This window comes from Xanthomonas bromi (assembly GCF_900092025.1).
GTDB classification, from domain to species: domain Bacteria; phylum Pseudomonadota; class Gammaproteobacteria; order Xanthomonadales; family Xanthomonadaceae; genus Xanthomonas; species Xanthomonas bromi.
In genome coordinates, this window is sequence record NZ_FLTX01000027.1 from 1 (window position 1) to 19187 (window position 19187).

Genomic DNA, 19187 nt, shown 5'->3' on the forward strand with positions numbered 1-19187 from the left:
CCTGCTTGTCGGGGCTTTTCTTTGGCGCCGATGTAGTGAGCGCGGACGTGGTGCTTTTCGCCGGCTGCGGGCCTGCTCCCGGTTGTCGCAACCGCTTGGTGGCGCTGAGTTATCTGCATCGAATGTAACTACCAAAAGCGCACTGTTGTTGAGGTTGTTTCTTTCCCTGTGTCGCAGCGCTTGAAGTTGTGCCGAATTCCTCACTTTTTATGCTGATTACATACATTTCATTAATGGATCGCTCCGATTGCTTGCGTTGCGGAGCAGACATTCATTACGTTCGAGTTAAGGCCATCTGACTCCCCGATGACCGTCCCTTATCCGCACTCCCAGTTGAAAGGTCAGGAATGAGCACTCAATTTCGTCGCCAAGTCCTCAAACGCACCGCGCTCGCTGTCGTGCTCGGTGCTTGCCTAACCAACGGCGCGGTCTACGCGCAGAGCACCACCGGCAGCATCTACGGCAGCGCCCCCTCCGAAGCCGGCAGCACGATCGTCGTCCAGAGCGACACCGGCCTGAGCCGCACCATCACCGTCGACGCGAACGGCCGCTACAACCTGGGCTCGCTGCCGGTGGGTGCCTACACCGTCATCCTGAAGCGCGGCGACCAGGTCGTCGATACCCGCAAGAACGTGCAGCTGCGCGTCGGCTCGGGCACCGAAGTCTCGTTTGCTGGCGCTAGCGCCGCAGGCAGCAATGCGGATGCGACCACGCTTGGTGCGATCACCGTCACTGCCGCCAATGCGTCGAAGATCGATGTCAGCTCTACCAGCTCGCGTTCGGTGATCACGTCCGAGCAGTTGGCGACCTTGCCATTGGGCCGTAGCGCTGAAGCGATTGCATTGCTGGCACCAGGTGCGATTTCCGGAAGCGGCGCCTTCAACAATGGTTCGCGGTCCACCATCTCGTTTGGCGGCGCTGGCGTGACGGAAAATGCCTATTACATCAACGGCGTCAACGTCACCAATCCGTTCAACAACCTCGGCGGGCTCAGTCTCCCCTACGGCGCAATCGACCAACAGGAAACCTATACGGGCGGCTACAGCGCGAAGTACGGCCGCTCGACCGGCGGCGTCATCAGCCAGGTAGGCAAGCGCGGCACCAACGAGTGGCATTTTGGAGCGCAGGCGGTATGGGAACCGAAATCGCTGGCGAGCTCACGCGGCGACGCATGGTACCCAAACAATGCTTTGCCCACCAATTATGGGTACGAAGATAAGGATTTGCCCGGCACCATCTATCGTCGCGGCGAGGGCGACGTGCAGAGCAGGACCGTTTACAGCGCGTACGCGGGTGGTCCGCTCATTGAGGATCGCCTGTTCCTGTTCGTGGCCGGCGAAACCGACAAGGTCGACGGAGCAACCACCAATATTGCGACGGCCGCCAGCGACCAGGGACGCAACCATTATGAAAACAGTTCGCCGAAGTTCTACGGCAAGCTGGACTGGAATATCAACGACAGCAACATCCTCGAATACACGCGCATCGAGAATACCGATAGACGCTCGGGTGTATACAGCAACTACGACTACGCCTCGTATACGGATCAGGGGCCGTCCGGACTTTTCACCGATACATACAAGTTGAAGGACAGTGTCGATATCGTGAAGTTCACCAGCTACATCACGGACGACCTCACCCTCAATGCCACCTGGGGACGCGACACCCAGCACAATCAGCAGTGGAATCCCGGTGCATCGGCATTGCCCAACATCGCCAGCGCGAATCTGCAAGACCCGGCGATCACCGGCGGCCGCCGCATCACCAACGGGCAGGCCACCACCACGGTGAAGGCAAGCGATCCGATCAACAAGAGCCGCAATCTGCGTCTGGAGCTGAACTATCGTCTGGGCGATCACGACTTGACCGCCGGCGTGGACAATATGTACTTCAACGCCTACGACGAGGGCGTATTTACCAGTGGTCCAGGGTATCGCTGGATCTATGGCAGCCAGGACAATCCCAGCGAACCTATCAATGGTGCTCTGGGCGTTGGCCCATCTGGTGGCGACGGTTATTTTGTGAACCGCCGTATCTTCACTACGGCGACCAGCATGTCCGTTGAGCAGAAGGCCTACTATCTGGAAGACCGTTGGCAGGTCAACGATAATTGGCTACTCACGCTGGGTATCCGCAACGACAAGTTCACCAACTACAACAGCGACCACGTGGCTTATGTGGACAGTGGTGATCAGTGGGCTCCGCGCTTAGGGGTCAGCTGGGACGTGTTTGGCGACTCTTCCTTCAAGATGTTCGCCAACGTCGGCCGGTACTACTTGGCATTGCAAATCAGGTTGCCATCCGCGGAGCATCCGCCTCGACATATACCAATGAGTACTTTGCTTACTCGGGGATCGACGCCAATGGTGAGCCGACCGGCCTGACGGCACTCGGACCTGGTCCTGTTTCTTCCAACGGAGAATATGGTGAGGCGCCGGATCCGAACTCGTTCGCCCCAAGCGATCTGAAGTCGCAGTATCAAGACGAGTTCCTGATCGGCTTCGAAAAGACGCTCGGTGAGAAGTGGAATTCTGGCGCCAAAGTCACCTACCGCAAATTGCAGACCGCGATCGACGATGTCTGCGATCCAGGACGCATGTCCGATACGCTCACAGCAGCAGGCGGCGACCCAAACAGCGTGACCATTCCTGGTTGCGTGATGTTCAACCCTGGCGAAACCAATACGTACAACCTTGCCAACACCGATGGCTCTGGCTATACCCAGCTGCGTATGTCGCAGTCCGATTGGGGCTTCACTGACAAGGCCAAGCGTAACTACGTGGCTGTGGATCTGTTTATCGAGCATCCGTTCGACGAACAATGGTATGGCCGCGTCGACTACACCTGGTCGCACCTCTACGGAAACACCGAAGGACAGGTGAAGTCGGATCTTGGGCAAGCCGACATCTCCAAGACACAGGATTGGGATGCAGCACAATTGATGTACTACGCAGGTGGCAACCTGGCCAACGATCGTCGTCATCAGCTGAAGGCATTCGGCGCCTACCAGTTCACGCCTGAGTGGCTGGCATCGGCAACGTTGCGCGTCGTGTCCGGCACACCGAAGTCGTGCCTGGGTTATTACGAGGGCCCGGACGCCGCAGCGGCGAATTACGACCCGGTCGGCTATGGATCTGCCTATCACTACTGCTATGGCCAACCTGTATCTGCGGGCGGCGCTGGCGAGACGCCATGGATCAAAAATCTCGATCTAGGCGTCACGTATCGTCCAGGCTTTGCCGATCACAAGCTGGCGTTTTCTCTGAATGTATTCAATGTCCTCAATGACCGTTCGGTCAATCGCATCTCCAGCACCAATGAAGTCACTCGCCGGACCGTGTCCAACACATATGGGCTGGGCACCGAAGCGTGGAGCTACAACCAGCCGCGCTATATGCGTCTGACGGCGTCATACGATTTCTGATCGTGTGATCGCGAGCGAAGGCGAAGGTGGTTCATTCGCCGTCGTACTGCAAGCGTACTGTCTCTGGCCCCGGTTTTTCCGGGGCCTTTTCGTTGGCTACCATCTTTCTTGGCTGCCATTGCCAACCACATCACCTACCCAAAATCACCCGCGCCGCATTGTGCCCGGGCGCACCGGTCACCCCGCCGCCAGGGTGGGTTCCGGAGCCGCACAGATATAAACCCTGGACTGCGCCGCGGTAGGCGCCCTGCCCCAGCATCGGGCGTACACTGAAGAGTTGATTGAGGCTGAGCGCGCCGTGGAAGATGTCGCCACCGACCAGGCCGAAGATACGTTCCAGATCGAGCGGGCTCAGAATCTGCCGGCCCAGGACCGATGAAGTAAACCCTGGCGCATAGCGCTCCACGGTGGCGATCATCAGGTCGGCCACTTCTTCGCGATGGTCGTCCCAATGCCGGCCGTCAGGCAGCTGCGGTGCAACGTGCTGACAGAACAGGCTGGCCACATGCCGGCCGGGCGGCGCCAGCGAGTCGTCCAGCGTGCTGGGGATCAGCAATTCGACCACCGGTTCGCGCGACCATCCCGATGCACGTGCGTCCTGCCAGGCGCGGTCCATGTAATCCAGACTCGGCGCAAGGATGATGCCGGCAGTGAGATGGTCGCCAGCGCCGGGCAGCGCGGTGAAATCGGGAAGGCGCGACAGTGCGACGTTCATGCGAAAGGTGCCCGAGCCGCAGCGGTAATGGGCGATGCGTTCGCGCGTGGCCTCCGGTACGTCCTCGGTTCGCATCAAACGCTGGTAGAGCAACTTGGGGTTGACGTTGGCCACCACGGCACGCGCGCGCAACGTTTCGCCATCGGCCGTCACCACGCCCACCGCACGTCCCTGCTCCACCAACACGCGCTCCACCGCACAGCCGGTGCGAATCTGCGCGCCGTCTTCGCGCGCACTGGCGGCCATTGCCTGGGTGATGGCCCCCATGCCGCCGATCGCGTGGCCCCAGGCGCCTTTGACGCCATTGCTTTGCCCGAACACGTGATGCAACAACACGTACGCGGTGCCAGGCGTGTACGGGCTGGCGTAATTGCCGACGATGCCATCGAAGCCGAACAAGGCCTTGATCGGCGCGCTTTCGAACCAGCGATCCAGATACTCCGCTGCTGAGATCGTAAACAGATCCAGCAGCTCCTGGCGCAAGGTCAGCGATAAACCCTGCAACTGCAAACCGACCTTGCCCGCCCGCCATAGCTGCGGCAAGGCCTGCAGCCAGCCGCCGTCGGTGACGTCAGGCGGTGGCTGCAAGGCCAGTGCACGCACTACATCGGCCAGTTGCTCCAGTCGCGCTTCGTACGCGGGTAGGACCGCTGCATCGCGCGCGGAAAATTTGGCGACCTCCTGCGCCGTACGGCCCGTTCCAGCAAGCAGATAGTCGCCATTCGGCAACGGCAGAAAATTGTTGAGACGTCGCGGTACCACGCGCAGGCCGTGGCGCTCAAGCGCGAGATCGGCGATGACCTTGGGTTGCAGCAACGACACGGTGTATGCAGCCACGGAATTGCGGAAGCCGGGATGAAACTCCTCGGTCACCGCCGCGCCGCCGACGACGTCTCGCGCCTCCAACACCAGCACCCGTTTGCCGGCGCGCGCCAGATAGGCAGCGCAGACCAGACCGTTGTGCCCGGCGCCGATGATCAGGGCATCCAACAGTGGGCTGTGTGTCGACATATGCTTGTGTATAGCATTGCTCCTGCCCGCGGGCCACGCGTCGGGCCTGGCTCGCCGACCCGCCCAGGGCTGACGGGTCGTCAAGGACAGTTGCCACGCGGCCCGGGCCCGGCGAGCAGAAGCCGCTGCGATAGCTGATCCACAATGCGTGCCTCGGCGCCAGCCGACCTCATATGTCCAGCACCCGCCGCCTGGTCGTTCGGGCGCAGCGTACTCAATGCTGCATGGGGTGCGCCGGGAGCGCCACCATCGCAGATATGGCCTCGGCACACGGCATCCATGACCTTCGACACCCATGCGCCGAATCGTACAGAACGGTAGAGTGCCGGCACGGCTCTGTGGTGACGGAGCCTCCCAATCGACTGTTGCTCCTGGAGCCTTTGTGATTCGAACACCTCATCTAATGACGCTGACCCTGGCCGTGGCCGCCGCGCTGAGCGGTTGCAAGAAGTCTGAAGACACCGCGCCGGCGGCCCCTGCGGGCGACGCCGCGGCCACCACCCCGGCTGCGCCCAAGACCCTGACCCTGGACCAGAGCAAGCTGCCGGCGGTGAACCGCTTCACCGCGGCCGATCTGGACCCCAACGGCAATGCCTGTACCGACCTCAACGCCTACGCCAACGCCAAGTTCCTGGCCGCCAACCCGGTGCCCGGCGACCGCACCAGCTGGGGCGCATTCGAAATGCTCGACGAGCGCTCCAATGCGATCCAGCAGCAGTTGGCCGAACAGGCCGCCGCCGATACCGGCGCCACCGGCGTGGAAAAGATCGTCGGCGACCTATGGTCCACCGGCATGGACGAAGCCAAGATCAATGCCCAGGGCATGGAGCCGCTGAAGCCGGAACTGGCCGCCATCGACGCCATCAGCGACCAGGCCAAGCTGGTGGACTATCTGCGCAGCAGCGCCGCCAAGGGCAACAACGACCTCTTCAGCTTCGGCGCCGAGGCGGACTTCAACAAGTCCAGCCAGAACATCGCCTATGCCATGCAGGGCGGGCTGGGTCTGCCGGATCCGGAGTACTACACCAGCGCCGGCAACAAGGCCAAGCTGGAGGCCTACCAGGCGCATATCGCCAAGCTGCTGGAGCTGTCCGGCGTCGCTGCGGCCGATGCCGCCACGCAGGCCAAGCAGGTGGTCGCGTTCGAGACCCGCCTGGCCAAGGTCTCAAAGACCAGCACCGAAATGTCGCGCGACGCCAAGCTGGCCTACAACCCGGTCACCCCGGCCGAGGCCGACAAGCTGACCCCGAACTGGTCGTGGACCGAGTTCTTCAAGTCGCAGGGCGTGGCCACGCCGGAGATGTTCTCGCTGGCGATCCCGGCCTTCCATCAGGAAGTGAGCAAGATGATTGCCGACACCGACCCGGCGATCTGGCGCGCGTACCTGCGCTTCCACACCGTCGATGGCGCCTCGCCGTTCCTGAGCCAGCCGTTCGTCGATGAGAACTTCGCGTTCTACAACAAGACCATGCGCGGCCAGAAGGAAATCAAGCCGCGCTGGAAGCGCGTGCTGGCCACCATCAACAGCCAGGCCGGCGAAACGCTGGGCCAGCTGTACGTCAAGGTGGCGTTCCCGGCCGATTCCAAGGCCAAGATGGAAACCCTGGTCACCAATCTGCGCACCGCGCTCAAGGCCCGCATCGAAAAGCTGGACTGGATGAGCCCGGAGACCAAGGCCAAGGCGATCGCCAAGTGGGAAAGCTTCACGCCCAAGATCGGCTACCCGGAAAAATGGCGCGACTGGAACGGCCTGAGCACCGGCCGCGACAGCTACCTGGGCAACGTGCTGGCCGCGCAGGAGTTCAACTACAAGTGGAACCTGTCCAAGATCGGCAAGCCGGTGGACAAGACCGAATGGGGCATGAGCCCGCAGACGGTCAACGCCTATTACAACCCGCTGCAGAACGAGATCGTGTTCCCGGCCGCCATCCTGCAGCCGCCGTTCTTCGACCCGAATGCGCCGGAAGAAATGAACTACGGCGGCATCGGCGCGGTGATCGGCCATGAGATGACCCACGGCTACGACGACCAGGGCAGCCGCTTCGGTGCCGATGGCAACTTCATCCCCGATCCGGGTTGGTGGACGCAGAAGGACCTGGACGCGTTCAAGGCCCGCACCGGCAAGCTGGTGGCGCAGTTCGACAGCTACCGCACGCCGGCCGGCGACAAGGTCAAGGGCGACCTGACGCTTGGCGAGAACATCGCCGACCTGGGCGGCCTCAACACCGCCTACGACGCGATGAAGACCGCTACCGCCGGCAAGGACGATCCCAAGACCGACGGCATCACCCGCGACCAGCGCTTCTTCCTCAACTGGGCCACGGTGTGGCGCCGCAACTTCACCCCGGAAGAATTGGTCGTGCGCCTGAAGACCGACCCGCATGCGCCGGCCAACTTCCGCGCCATCGGTGCGCCGTCGAACATGCCGGCATTCGCCGCCGCGTTCTCATGCAAGGCCGGCGATGCGATGGTGCGTCAGGGCGACAAGCAGGTTGTGATCTGGTAACTGCGCTTTCGCGTTAAAAAAGGGCGGCGTTCGAAAGATCGCCGCCCTTTTTTTGGGCGATCGGTGTTCCTGGCGTTGCCGCCATCCAGCATCACCTGCCTGCTGCAACGACCGGGGTAGGCTGCGCTCCTCCGTTCGCTGCCGCCCTCTCCACGCACTCGTCGAAGGGCGCGCATCAAGACATGCGTGCGGCGCACATTCGTGTACCTCGCCACTACTGCGCACGGCCGTCATCGCTCGGTGTGTTTCCAAAACGGCCGACATCGGCTGCAACGCGTGATGGTGTGCAATCCCGCCTGCATGCAAGTCTCAAGAAAACTCAACGCCTACGTCCCTTTGGATGTCTCCGCTTATCCTCGGCGTCCATCCATGCGACTGGCGGCCATGTCACCGATCAAGATTTCCATGCTTGCCCTTGCGCTGATGACCGCCCTGCCGGGCTGCCAACGTGGAACGACTGAGAGTAGCACACAGGAAAAATCCGCTGCATCGGCACCTGCAGCGACGCCCGCAGCGGCGACGAAACCTGCGTTCGATATCAGTGAACTGAATGCAGCCACCAGCGCATGCCGGAACCTGGACGATTTCGTGAATGGCCCTTGGAAAAAAGCCAATCCCATTCCGGCCGACCTCAGCACCTGGGGCCTCTCTGATGTGCTCGTGGAAAACAGTCTGACCACCCAACGCCAGATTGCCGAAGACGCAGCGAAACAGCGGGACAAGCAAACCAATCCTGTCGCCCACAAGATCGGCGTGCTGTACGCCTCCGGCATGGACGAAGCGGCCATCGAAGCAGCCGGCGACCAGCCGATCCGGCCACAGCTCGACGCCATTGCCGCGCTGAGCTCAAGCAAGGACGTTGCCGACTACATCACCCGCCGTTTTGCCGAAGGCGATGCGCAGGTCTTCAATTTCGCCGCGCACGCCGACTTCAAACATGCCGACAGGCAAATCGGGTTCGCGCAAGAAGATGGACTAGGCCTGCCGACCAAGGAGTACTACACCGCGCCCGAATACGCGCCCATTCGCGCGGCGTATCTGGCCTATATCGCCAGATCCTTCGAACTCACCGGTAGCACCGCCGAAGCTGCCAGGGCACAGGCAAGCGAGGTGCTCGCCCTCGAAACGCGGCTGGCTGCCGCCTCACTCACACGTGTGGAGTCGCGCGACCCGAAAAACCAGTATCACTTCGTCAGCACCGCAGAAGCGGACAAGCTCACCCCACACTTTTCATGGAGCAGTTTCTTCGCTGCGCAAGGCATCCAGAGCGGTGTTGGCTTTTCGCTGTCGCAGCCGCGCTTCTTCAGTGAATTCGATCGGCAGCTGGCAAACGCGCCGATCGCACAATGGCAGGCCTATCTGCGCTTCCACACCATTGATGGCGCTTCCAAGCAGCTCAGCAAGGCCTTCGTCGACAACAACTTCGCGTTCTACGGCAAGATCCTGTCGGGGCAACCCGAGCAGCAGCCACGTTGGAAGCGCGTATTGCGCGCGGTCAACGGCGCGATGGGCGAAGGGCTGGGGCAGCTCTACGTGGCCAAGGTGTTCACGCCCGAAGCCAAACAGCGTGCGAGCGACCTGGTGGACAACGTGCGTGTGGCGCTCAAGACGCGGATCGAAAACGTCGACTGGATGAGCCCGGAAACCAAAGCCAAGGCCATCGCCAAGTGGCACACGTTCCTGCCGAAAATCGGCTATCCCGACACCTGGCGCGACTGGTCGGGGCTGGAGATCGTGCCTGGCGCGTATTACCGCAACCTGCAGGCCGCAGCGAAGTTCAATTACCACTACGACATCGCCCAGATCGGCAAACCCACCGATCGCGCGCGCTGGGCGATGACGCCGCAGACCGTCAATGCGTATTACGACCCCAGCAACAATTCCATCAATTTCCCGGCAGGAATTCTGCAGCCTCCGTTCTTCGATGCCACTGCAGACGATGCCTTGAACTACGGCGGCATCGGCGCGGTGATCGGGCACGAAGCCACGCACGCCTTCGACGACGAAGGCAGGCAGTTCGATGGCGCCGGCAACAACGTGGACTGGTGGACGCCGCAGGATCGTGACGCCTTCGAGCAACGTGCCAAGCGGTTGGTCAAACAGTTCGATGCCTACGTGCCGCTGCCCAGCCACCCTGCGGTGCACGTCAATGGCAAGCTCAGCTTGGGCGAGAACATCGCCGATCTGGGCGGCCTCAACGTCGCCTACGATGCGTTGCAAGCAGATCTGCGCGCGCATCCGGAGCGAGCCGTCGCGACCGATGGCTACAGTCCGGATCAACGCTTTTTCCTGAGCTTCGCGCGCAGTTGGCGTGGGCAGACACGCGAACAGCAGCAACTGGTCAACCTGGCGAGCGACCCCCATGCGCCCGACAACCTGCGCGCCATTGCCTCACCGTCGAACATGCCTTCCTTCGCCACCGCGTTTTCCTGCAAGGCCGGCGATGCGATGGTGCGGCCGGAGAAGGATCGCGTGGTGATCTGGTAAGTCCGTCCAGCGCAAGTAAAAGCACACGGGCGGCGATCGCAAGATCGCCGCCCGTTCGCGTTTGGTCGCCACGCCGCCGCTTGCGGTCGATCGCCGGCGGCAACGGGGTATCGCAGCGTTCGGTAGCCAGCGACGGCCGTTGTTGCCTGCAGTTCCAGGGTTCCGCGCCGAGAGCGGCGTCTGCAAGTGGCCTGGCATTGCTGCGGCGCAGGCGACTACATGTGCGCCACCGCGATAAGCTCAACAAAACTCAACCACCTCATTTCAACAGCCGTGCCCGCTTACACTGGGGACTTTTCACGCTGGCCACTCGCTATGTCATTGCTCAAGGCTTCCATCCTCGCCCTCGCTCTGACCGCCGCCGTGTCGGCCTGCCAACGGACACCCGACGGCAATGCGCACGCGGACACGGCCGCCCATCCAGCGCCCACCTCCATGCCTGCGCCCAAATCTGCCGCGCGCGCCTTCGACATCGGCGAGCTGGAGACGGCGTCCAGCGCCTGCAAGGACCTCAACGCCTTCGTCAACGGCAAATGGATCAAGGCCAATCCGATTCCCCCCGATCACAGCAGTTGGGGCGTGTTCGACACACTGGCCGAACACAGCATGGAAACGCAGCGCGAGATCGCCGAAGCCGCCGCCAAGCAGTCTGACCAGCAAAGCGATCCACTGGCGCGCAAGCTGGGCCTGCTCTATGCCGCAGGCATGGACGAGTCCGCGATCGAGGCGGCAGGAGACCGCCCGATTCGCCCGCAACTGGACGCGATCGCAGCGCTCGCCTCGGGCAAGGACGTCGCCGATTACATCACCCGGCGCTACGCCGAAGGTGACGGGCAAGTGTTCGGGTTCGGCAGCGGCACCGATTTCCGCGACGCCTCCATGCAGATCGCCTTCGCCAACGAAGGTGGCCTGGGCTTGCCGACCAAGGATTACTACACCGCTGCCGAATACGCGCCCATCCGCGCGGCCTACCTGGACTATATCGCCCGCTCGTTCGAACTCACCGGCACTTCCGCAGATGCGGCCAAGGCACAGGCAAACGCGGTGATGGCATTGGAAACGCGCCTGGCCGCCGCGTCGCTGGCGCCTACCGACGCGCGCGACCCGAAGAACGAATACCACTTCGTCAGCATCGCCGACGCAGAGAAGATGACGCCGCACTTTTCCTGGAAGGCGTTCTTTGCCGCACAGGGCGTGGACCCCGGCAAGGGCTTCTCGCTGTCGCAGCCGCGCTTCTTTGCCGCGTTCGACCACGAACTGGCCCACGCCCCCATCGACCAATGGCGTGCCTACCTGCGTTTCCATACGATCGACGATGCCGCCGATTCGCTCAGCAAGGCCTTCGTCGACAACAGCTTCGCGTTCCATGGCAAGACGCTGGCGGGACAACCCGAGCAACGTCCCCGCTGGAAGCGCGTGCTGTCCGCGGTCAACCGCGCCATGGGCGAAGGCCTGGGCCAGCTCTACGTGGCCAAGACCTTTACTCCGGAAGCCAAGCAACGCGCGGGCGAACTGGTCGGAAATATCCAGGCGGCCCTCAAAGCACGGATCGAGCGGGTCGACTGGATGAGTCCGCAAACCAAGGCCAAGGCGCTGGCCAAGTGGGAAACCTTCCTGCCCAAGATCGGCTACCCCGACACCTGGCGCGATTGGTCGGGACTGGAGATCGTGCCTGGCGACTACTACCGCAATGTGCAGGCAGCGGCCAAGTTCAACTACCGGTACGACTTCGCCCAGATCGGCAAACCGACCGATCGCAAACGCTGGTCGATGACGCCGCAAACGGTCAACGCCTATTACGACCCCTCCACCAACACCATCAATTTCCCGGCCGCGATCCTGCAGCCGCCGTTCTTCGATGCCCATGCCGACGACGCCTTGAACTACGGTGCGATCGGTGCGGTGATCGGCCACGAGTCCACCCACGGGTTCGATGACCAAGGCAGCCAGTTCGACGGCGCAGGCAATCATCTCAACTGGTGGCTGCCGCAGGATCGCACTGCGTTCGAACAACGTGCCGCCAAACTGGTCAAGCAATTCGACGATTATGTCCCGCTGGCCGACCACCCGACGCTGCACGTCAACGGTCGCCTGACCCTGGGCGAAAACATCGCCGACCTGGGCGGGATCAACATCGCCTACGACGCACTGCAGGCTACGCTGAAGGCGCATCCCGAGCGCGCAGCCGCCATCGACGGCTATCGGCCGGAACAACGCTTCTTCCTCGGCTTCGCCCGTAACTGGCGGGGACACACACGCGAGCAGATGCAGATGATGCGTCTGGCCTCGGACCCGCATGCCCCCAGCGCCCTACGCGCGGTCGCCGCGCCATCGAACATGCCGCAGTTCGCCACGGCGTTTTCCTGCAAGGCCGGCGATGCGATGGTGCGGCCCGAGAAAGACCGCGTGGTGATCTGGTAAGCCGACGCAACCAGCGTCTGCAAGCGCTTCCAGCACGATGACACCAGGCACAGGCCCGCACGCGCGGGCCTGTCGCATTCATGCCCGCGGCCGGCACCGCGCACGAACCGCCGCGCCCTTCCGCCTGCGCGGCACCCAGCCTTGCTAAACTCCGGCGACTTTACTCTGGCCACCCTTCTTCTCGATGCCCACCATCCGTCCGCTTGCCCTCGCTCTTGGCTTCAGCCTGATCTCGCTGCTGTCCGCCCCCGACGCCGACGCCGCGCGCAAGAAGAAGGCCGCAGCGCCCAAGACTCCGGCCATCTCTGCTGCCTGCAGCAATTTCTACGACTACGCCAACGCCAGCTGGCTCAAGACCAACCCGGTTCCGCAGGCCGGCGCCGTTACCGCGCTGGGCCAGTTGTCCGAGCGTGCCCTGCAGCAGCAGCGCGAGTTGCTCGATGCGTCGACGAAGGCGCCGCAGGGCGACGTGCAGAAGCTGCTTGGCGATTTCTGGGCCAGCGGCCTGGACGAAGCCGCCGTCGAAAAGGACGGCTCCAACCCGATTGCGCCGCTGCTCTCGCGCATCGATGCGATCAAGAAGGCCAAGGATGTGCCCGCTTCCATCGCGGCCTTGCATCAGGTCGGTATCCCGGTGGGCTTCAACTTCGGTCCCGACGTCGACCTGAAGGCGCTCGATCGGCATATCGGCTATTTCATGCAGGGCGGCATGGGCCTGCCCGACCCGGCCTTCTACACCCACACCGACGCCGACACCCAGGCGCTGATGGGCCGCTACCGCGCCTACGTGAAGCAGATCCTGGCGCTCACCGGTACCGCCGCCGACAAGCTCGACGCCGACGCCGCATCGGTGCTGCAGATCGAAACCGCACTGGCGCGTAGCGCGCAGTCGGTACAGGGCATCAACAACCCGTTCAACAACTACGCCCCGATCGCCACCAAGGACCTGACCAAGCAGTACAAGAACCTGCGCCTGGCCGACTTCCTGGACGCGCAGGGCGTCAAGGACGACCTGGTGTCGATGGCCGACCCGGCCATGTTCAAGCAGCTCGACAGCATGATCGTCAGCATCAAGCCGGACCAGTGGAAGGCCTACCTGCGCTGGCGCGTGGGCGATGCCATGGCGCCGTACCTGTCCAAGAGCTTCCACGACGCCGAATACCAGTTCCGCGGCCGTCTGCTGCGTGGCGATGCGGTACCGCCGCAGCGTTGGCAGCAGGTGCTGGATGCGATCAACGTCGCCGCCGGCCCGATGCTCGGCCGCGAATACGTGGCGCGTTACCTGAGCGGCGACACCCGCCGTCAGGCCGAAGCCATTGCCGACCAGGTGCGTGACGCGCAGCTGGCCGCGCTGGAGCGCACCGGCTGGGGCAACGGCGACGTGGTTGCCGAAGCCAAGGCCAAACTGGCTGCGATGAAGATCGAAGTCGGCGCGCCACGCCGCGACCTGGATTACACCGTGCAACCGATGGGCCGCGGCAGTTTCGGCGGCAACATGCTGATCGCCTCGACCTGGCGTCATCGCGAAGAGATGAAGCGCATCGGCAAGGGCAACGCCGACCGTCGCTGGGACGTGCTGCCGCAGCAGCCGGCGGTGGCCTACGACATCGCGCAGAACCGCCTGATCGTCACTGCCGCCGTGTTGCAGGCGCCGGTGTTGACCACCGGCAGCACCCAGGCCGCGCAGTACGGCGCCTACGGTGCGCTGGTCGCACACGAGATCACCCGTGCGATCGATGCCAAGGGCTCGCTGGTGGATGCCAAGGGCGCACTACGCAGCTGGTGGACGCCGGCCGAAAAAGCTAGCTGGACGATGCTGACCGACAAGGTCGCCACTCAGTTCTCGGCTTACCCGTACCCGGGCGTGCCCAATGCCAAGGTCAATGGCGCGCAGACGGCCGAAGAGAACCTGGCCGACCTGGCCGGCGTCGAACTGGCCTGGCAGGCCTTCAGCAAGGCGCAACCGGCAGCCACCGAGGCCGACAAGCAGGCCTTCTTCACCGCCTGGGCCGGGCTGTGGGCGCAGCAGTTGTCGCCCAACGAAGCGGTGCAGCGCGCAAGCGCCGATATCCGCGCACCGGGCCAGTGGCGCACCAACGGCCCGCTGTCGAACCTGCCGGAATTCGGTGCAGCGTTCAGCTGCAAGGCCGGCCAGCCGATGCAGCGCCTGGATGCAGAGCAGATCAAACTCTGGCGCTGATCTTCGCGAAGGTCAGGCATAAAAGAAGGTCAGGCATAAAAAAAGAGCGCGGATTCCGCGCTCTTTTTTGTCTGGCATCTGCAGAAAGCACCCTGTCACCTGCGCGTTGAGCAACCCGCGACAGGGTTTGCGCGAAGAACTCCGGTAGGAGGCCACAGCCGCGATGAGGCAGTCCGGCAACGCCCATCGCGGCAAGGCCGCTGCCAAGGATCACGAAGACCGGAACGGCATCGCCTGACTCAACGTACCACCCGCAACGGCGGCTTGCGTCCCTTGCCACCGCCGCTCTTTCCACCGCTGCCGCCGAACGGCGACTGACCACGCCAATAGCGGATCATCAGCCAGCCGAACAGCATCCCGCCCAGATGGGCGAAGTGCGCGACGCCCGGCTGCCAGCCGGTGGCGCCCAAGAACAGCTCGATCGCGCCGAACACGATCACGAACGTGCGCGCCTTCATCGGAATCGGCGGGAACAGCAGCATCACGCGCTGATTGGGGAACAACATGCCGTACGCCAGCAGCAGGCCGAACACACCGCCCGACGCGCCCACCACCGGCGCACCGCTCTGCGTGAACCAGGCCATCAACAGCTGACACAGGCCCGCACCGGCCACGCACACCAGATAATAAGTCAGAAAGCGCTTCTGGCCCCAGGTCTGCTCCAACGGCGCGCCAAACATGAAAAGCGCCAGCATGTTGAAGAACAGATGGTTGAAGCCGCCATGCAGGAACGCATAGGTCAGCAGTTGCCAGGGCATGAAGCTGGCACCTGGCGAAAACGCATCGAAGCCATTGGACAGCGGCCACAACATCAGCCACGACAGCACGCTGTCCGATGGCAGCACGCCGGCACCCAGGTCGCCCACCGCCCACTGCAGCAGGAACAAGCCGATGTTGGCGATCAGTAATGCTTTGGTGACGGGTGGCAATTGAGGCATGGCGGCATCCTTCGGAGTGCGACAGATGATAACGGCAGGCTTATGAAGGCGCCCACAAAGCCGCGTCCAATCGCTGCGCGGCACTGGCCCGGCGCACACGGCCCCGCTCCACCTGGACGCCTTCGGCGCGCAGCCGCTGGCATTGCTCGCGATAACCTGCCGAGCCGTCGGGCAAGGCGATCCGGCCATCGCTGCGCAATACGCGGTGCCAGGGCAGCTGCGGGTCGTCGTTGCCGCTGAGCACGCGCGCCACCAGCCGCGCACGGCCCGGCAGGCCGGCGCGCTGAGCCACTTCCCCGTAACCGGCGACCTCACCCACCGGAATCGCACGGATCACCTCGAGAATCCGCAGCCGCGCCCGTTCGCCGGACGGTGCCTCACACGGAGAGGCGGCACGTGCGGCAGGGCTGGCAGATGGGCGCCGCGTCGGGTGTCTCGCTCTGGGCATCACGCAAGCATGCCACCTGATGGGCATGCGTGTGCGCATCGAATCCTTCCACGTGAAGGGAAAATTCCGCTCCGGAAGCGGGGTTGGGGTGAGAGCACGGGCGCAGCCACGCATAGCCCAATGAGTAACGCGAGCAGCGGTCCCGCACTACCGGATGAAGGCGACCGGCGGTGAGCATCAGATCGTTGGTCGATTCCTACGTCGCTTGTACCGAACCTGCATCCCAACCTCTCCCTCCGTGGAAGCGCCTGGATCTCTTCTCGCTTGGTAAAAGGGCGTGCGTAGCGCCAGACGAATGTACGGAAGTCACTGAACATCGCACTCTTCGTTGATCGGAGCATCGACTCGGATAGCGCACGCTTGCGACCAGCCACTGATGAGCGACAGCCCCGCTCCCGCACCGCACAACCGACCCTCAATGCATCAACACGATCTCTTCCGACGACGTGGGATGAATCGCCACGGTCTCGTCGAAGTCGCGCTTGGTCGCGCCCATCTTCACCGCGACAGCAAAGCCTTGCAGCATCTCATCGGCGCTCTCGCCCAGTAGATGCACACCGACTACGCGTTCCTCTTCGCCCACGCATACCAGCTTGAACAGACTGCGCTGCGGCGCGTCGGCCAGCGCGTGCAGCATCGGGCGGAAATTGCTGCAGTACACCCGCACTGCACCTGGATGACGGGCACGCGCCTGTTCCTCGGACAGACCGACCTGGCCGAGCGGCGGATGCGAAAACACTACGCTCGGCACGTTCTCGTAATCCATACGCGCATCGGGCTGCTTGCCGAATAGCCGGTCCATCAACTTGCGCCCTGCCGCGATTGCCACCGGCGTCAGCCCGACCTTGCCGCCTACATCGCCGATCGCATGGATATTCGGCACGTTGGTGGTCTGCCCGTCGTCCACCACCACTTCGCCCTTCTCGCCGAGCGCCACGCCCACCGTGTCCAGGCCCAGCCCGGCCGTATTGGCGCGACGGCCCGCCGCAAAGAACACCTTGTCGAAAACGTCGTTGCCCTGCTCGCGCGGATGCACGGAATGCCCATGCACGCGCAGCGCACCATGCGCATCGCGCTCCAGCGCCGTGGTAGTGAAACCGAAATGCAGCCGCACACCCAGATGATGCAGGTTGTCGGCCAATTGCAACGTCAGTTCCGCATCGAAACGCTCCAGCAAGCGCTCGCCCTGCACAAACAGATGCACGCGACTGCCCAAGGTCTGCAACAGCCCGGCGATTTCCACCGCAATATAGCCGCCACCGATAATCGCGACCTGCGCAGGCGCATGACAGAGATTGAAGAAATCGTCGGAGACTTCGCCATAGTCGGCGCCCTCCACGTCCGGGCGCAGCGGGTGCGCGCCGGTGGCGATCACGATGTGCTCGGCGGTCACCGGCACACCGTCGCTGCCGATGAGGGTATGACGGTCCTGCAACACACCGCGCTGCGGAATCAACACCACGCCATCTTCATTGAGGCGGCGTCGATAGCTGGCGTGGATATTGGCGATATACCCCTGCCGATGCGTGACCAGCTCCTGCCAGGCCAGCGTCGGGCGCGGCACATCGAATCCCAACGCACGTGCCAGCTCGGTCTTGCCGGCCAGATCGGCCGCCAGCCACATCGCCTTCTTCGGCACGCAGCCGAGATTGACGCAGGTACCGCCTAAAGCATTGGGCTCCATGATCGCGACACGCGCGCCATGTTTTGCTGCACGAAATCCTGCAGCAAGGCCGCCAGAGCCGCCGCCCAGAATCACCACGTCGTAGTCGTAACGCGCACTCATGCGAAACGCTCCGCCCGGTAAGGATGCGGGTCCAGCGCAGGTGCGCGGCCCGTGATCAGGTCGGCCATCAATTGTCCGCTTGCAGTGCTCATGCTGATGCCGAGCATGCCATGCCCGGCTGCGAGCCAGACGTGAGGATGCCCAGGCACTGCACCCAACACCGGTAGATCGTCCCAGGTCATCGGCCGCCATCCGTACCAGCGCTCGATCACGGCAGGGCCGCACGGGGCATGCAGGTACTCGGCCGCCGCGCGTTCCAATGCGGCCAGGCGCGTGGCGTTGAGTTGCGTATCGCGCCCGGAGAATTCCATCGTGCTGCCGATCCGCAGGCGGTCGCGCCAGGGCACCACGAACACCCAACGATCCTTCAACACCACCGGGCGACGCGGTATCAGCGGCGGCGCGCTGTAGGTGATCGAGTAGCCCTTCCCGGCCTGCACCGGCAAGCGCAGGCCAAGTTGCGCCGCCAGCACCGGCGACCACGGTCCGGTGGCGATAACCACCTCGCGCGCATAACGCTTGCCGTGCTCGGTCTGCACGCAGCTACCGGCTCCATCCGGCACGATTGCCTGCACGCGGCAGTGCGCATCGATCACCACACCACGTGCGCGCAGCACTCTCGCCAACTCAGCGGTGTAACGCTCCGGGCGCAGATGCGCATCGCCAGGGAAATGGATGGCGCCGGCAATGCCAGCGCGAAATGCGGGATCCTGGCGCACATAGTCCGCACCCTCGATCACTTCTGCCCGGATGCCCCACTGCGCCAGCAGCGCGCATTCGTCGCGATACTGCGCGAAGCGACGCGCATCGCCGAACACGTAATCCAGCCCGTCGTTACGAAATTCGCAGTCCAGCGCATAGCGCGCCACCCACTCGTCGAAGCGCTGTCGCGCATCGTGCAACAGCGCAGCGCGTGCCTGCGCGCTGGATTGCCAATCGCGTGCATTGCAGCGCCGTGCGAAGCGCAGCAGCCAGCGCCACAATCCGGGATCCAGACGTGGCGGGATATACAACGGCGCATCCGGCGTGAACATCCATTTCACTGCCTGCGCAATCATGCCGGGCGCGGCCAGCGGCGGTGCATGGCTCGGCGTGATGGTGCCGCAATTGCCGTAAGAGGTCGCCGCACCGGGCGCGCCGGCATCGAGCACACGCACTTGCCGACCCGCTTCGACAAGTGCCAGCGCGGTCGCCAGGCCGATCGCGCCCGCACCAATCACCAACACATCATCGCGGACGGCGCGCATGCGG

9 protein-coding genes and 1 pseudogene are annotated in these 19187 nt (G+C 63.4%); 5 read left to right on the plus strand and 5 right to left on the minus strand.

What is annotated here, in order from left to right; all coding sequences use genetic code 11:
* Positions 1-347 precede the first annotated feature (347 nt).
* Positions 348-3424, plus strand: a pseudogene (locus XBLMG947_RS09110) (TonB-dependent receptor).
* Positions 3425-3554: 130 nt separating this feature from the next.
* Here the strand turns inward: XBLMG947_RS09110 and XBLMG947_RS09115 are convergent.
* A complete protein-coding gene (locus tag XBLMG947_RS09115; RefSeq protein ID WP_065467952.1) occupies positions 3555-5150 on the minus strand; it encodes a phytoene desaturase family protein in 1596 nt (531 codons plus the stop codon).
* A gap of 403 nt (positions 5151-5553) precedes the next feature.
* On the opposite strand from XBLMG947_RS09115, the gene XBLMG947_RS09120 reads away from it, so the two are divergent.
* From XBLMG947_RS09120 to XBLMG947_RS09135, 4 genes are all read left to right on the plus strand, one after another.
* Complete coding sequence (locus XBLMG947_RS09120) at positions 5554-7656, plus strand: M13 family metallopeptidase (protein WP_065467953.1); 2103 nt, start codon at positions 5554-5556, stop codon at positions 7654-7656.
* Between the two features lie 384 nt (positions 7657-8040).
* Positions 8041-10143, plus strand: a complete 2103-nt coding sequence (locus XBLMG947_RS09125) for a M13 family metallopeptidase (protein WP_065468149.1) — start codon at positions 8041-8043, stop codon at positions 10141-10143.
* Positions 10144-10458: 315 nt separating this feature from the next.
* The gene (locus XBLMG947_RS09130) at positions 10459-12564 is read left to right on the plus strand and encodes a M13 family metallopeptidase (RefSeq protein WP_065467955.1); all 2106 of its coding nucleotides are present in this window, start codon (positions 10459-10461) and stop codon (positions 12562-12564) included.
* A gap of 184 nt (positions 12565-12748) precedes the next feature.
* Positions 12749-14764, plus strand: a complete 2016-nt coding sequence (locus XBLMG947_RS09135; protein WP_065467959.1) for a M13 family metallopeptidase — start codon at positions 12749-12751, stop codon at positions 14762-14764.
* A gap of 239 nt (positions 14765-15003) precedes the next feature.
* On the opposite strand, the gene XBLMG947_RS09140 is transcribed toward XBLMG947_RS09135, so the two are convergent.
* From XBLMG947_RS09140 to XBLMG947_RS09155, 4 genes are all read right to left on the minus strand, one after another.
* A complete protein-coding gene (locus XBLMG947_RS09140; protein WP_065467961.1) occupies positions 15004-15702 on the minus strand; it encodes a rhomboid family intramembrane serine protease in 699 nt (232 codons plus the stop codon).
* Positions 15703-15742: 40 nt separating this feature from the next.
* The gene (locus tag XBLMG947_RS09145) at positions 15743-16150 is read right to left on the minus strand and encodes an MGMT family protein (RefSeq protein WP_306345528.1); all 408 of its coding nucleotides are present in this window, start codon (positions 16148-16150) and stop codon (positions 15743-15745) included.
* 415 nt (positions 16151-16565) lie between these two features.
* On the minus strand, positions 16566-17936 hold the full coding sequence (gene gorA, locus XBLMG947_RS09150; RefSeq protein ID WP_065467966.1) for a glutathione-disulfide reductase: 1371 nt from the start codon (positions 17934-17936) through the stop codon (positions 16566-16568).
* Positions 17933-19183, minus strand: coding sequence for an NAD(P)/FAD-dependent oxidoreductase (locus XBLMG947_RS09155; protein WP_065467967.1), 1251 nt, complete (start codon positions 19181-19183; stop codon positions 17933-17935). Before XBLMG947_RS09155 ends, gorA begins: the two co-directional genes overlap by 4 nt.
* Positions 19184-19187 lie beyond the last annotated feature (4 nt).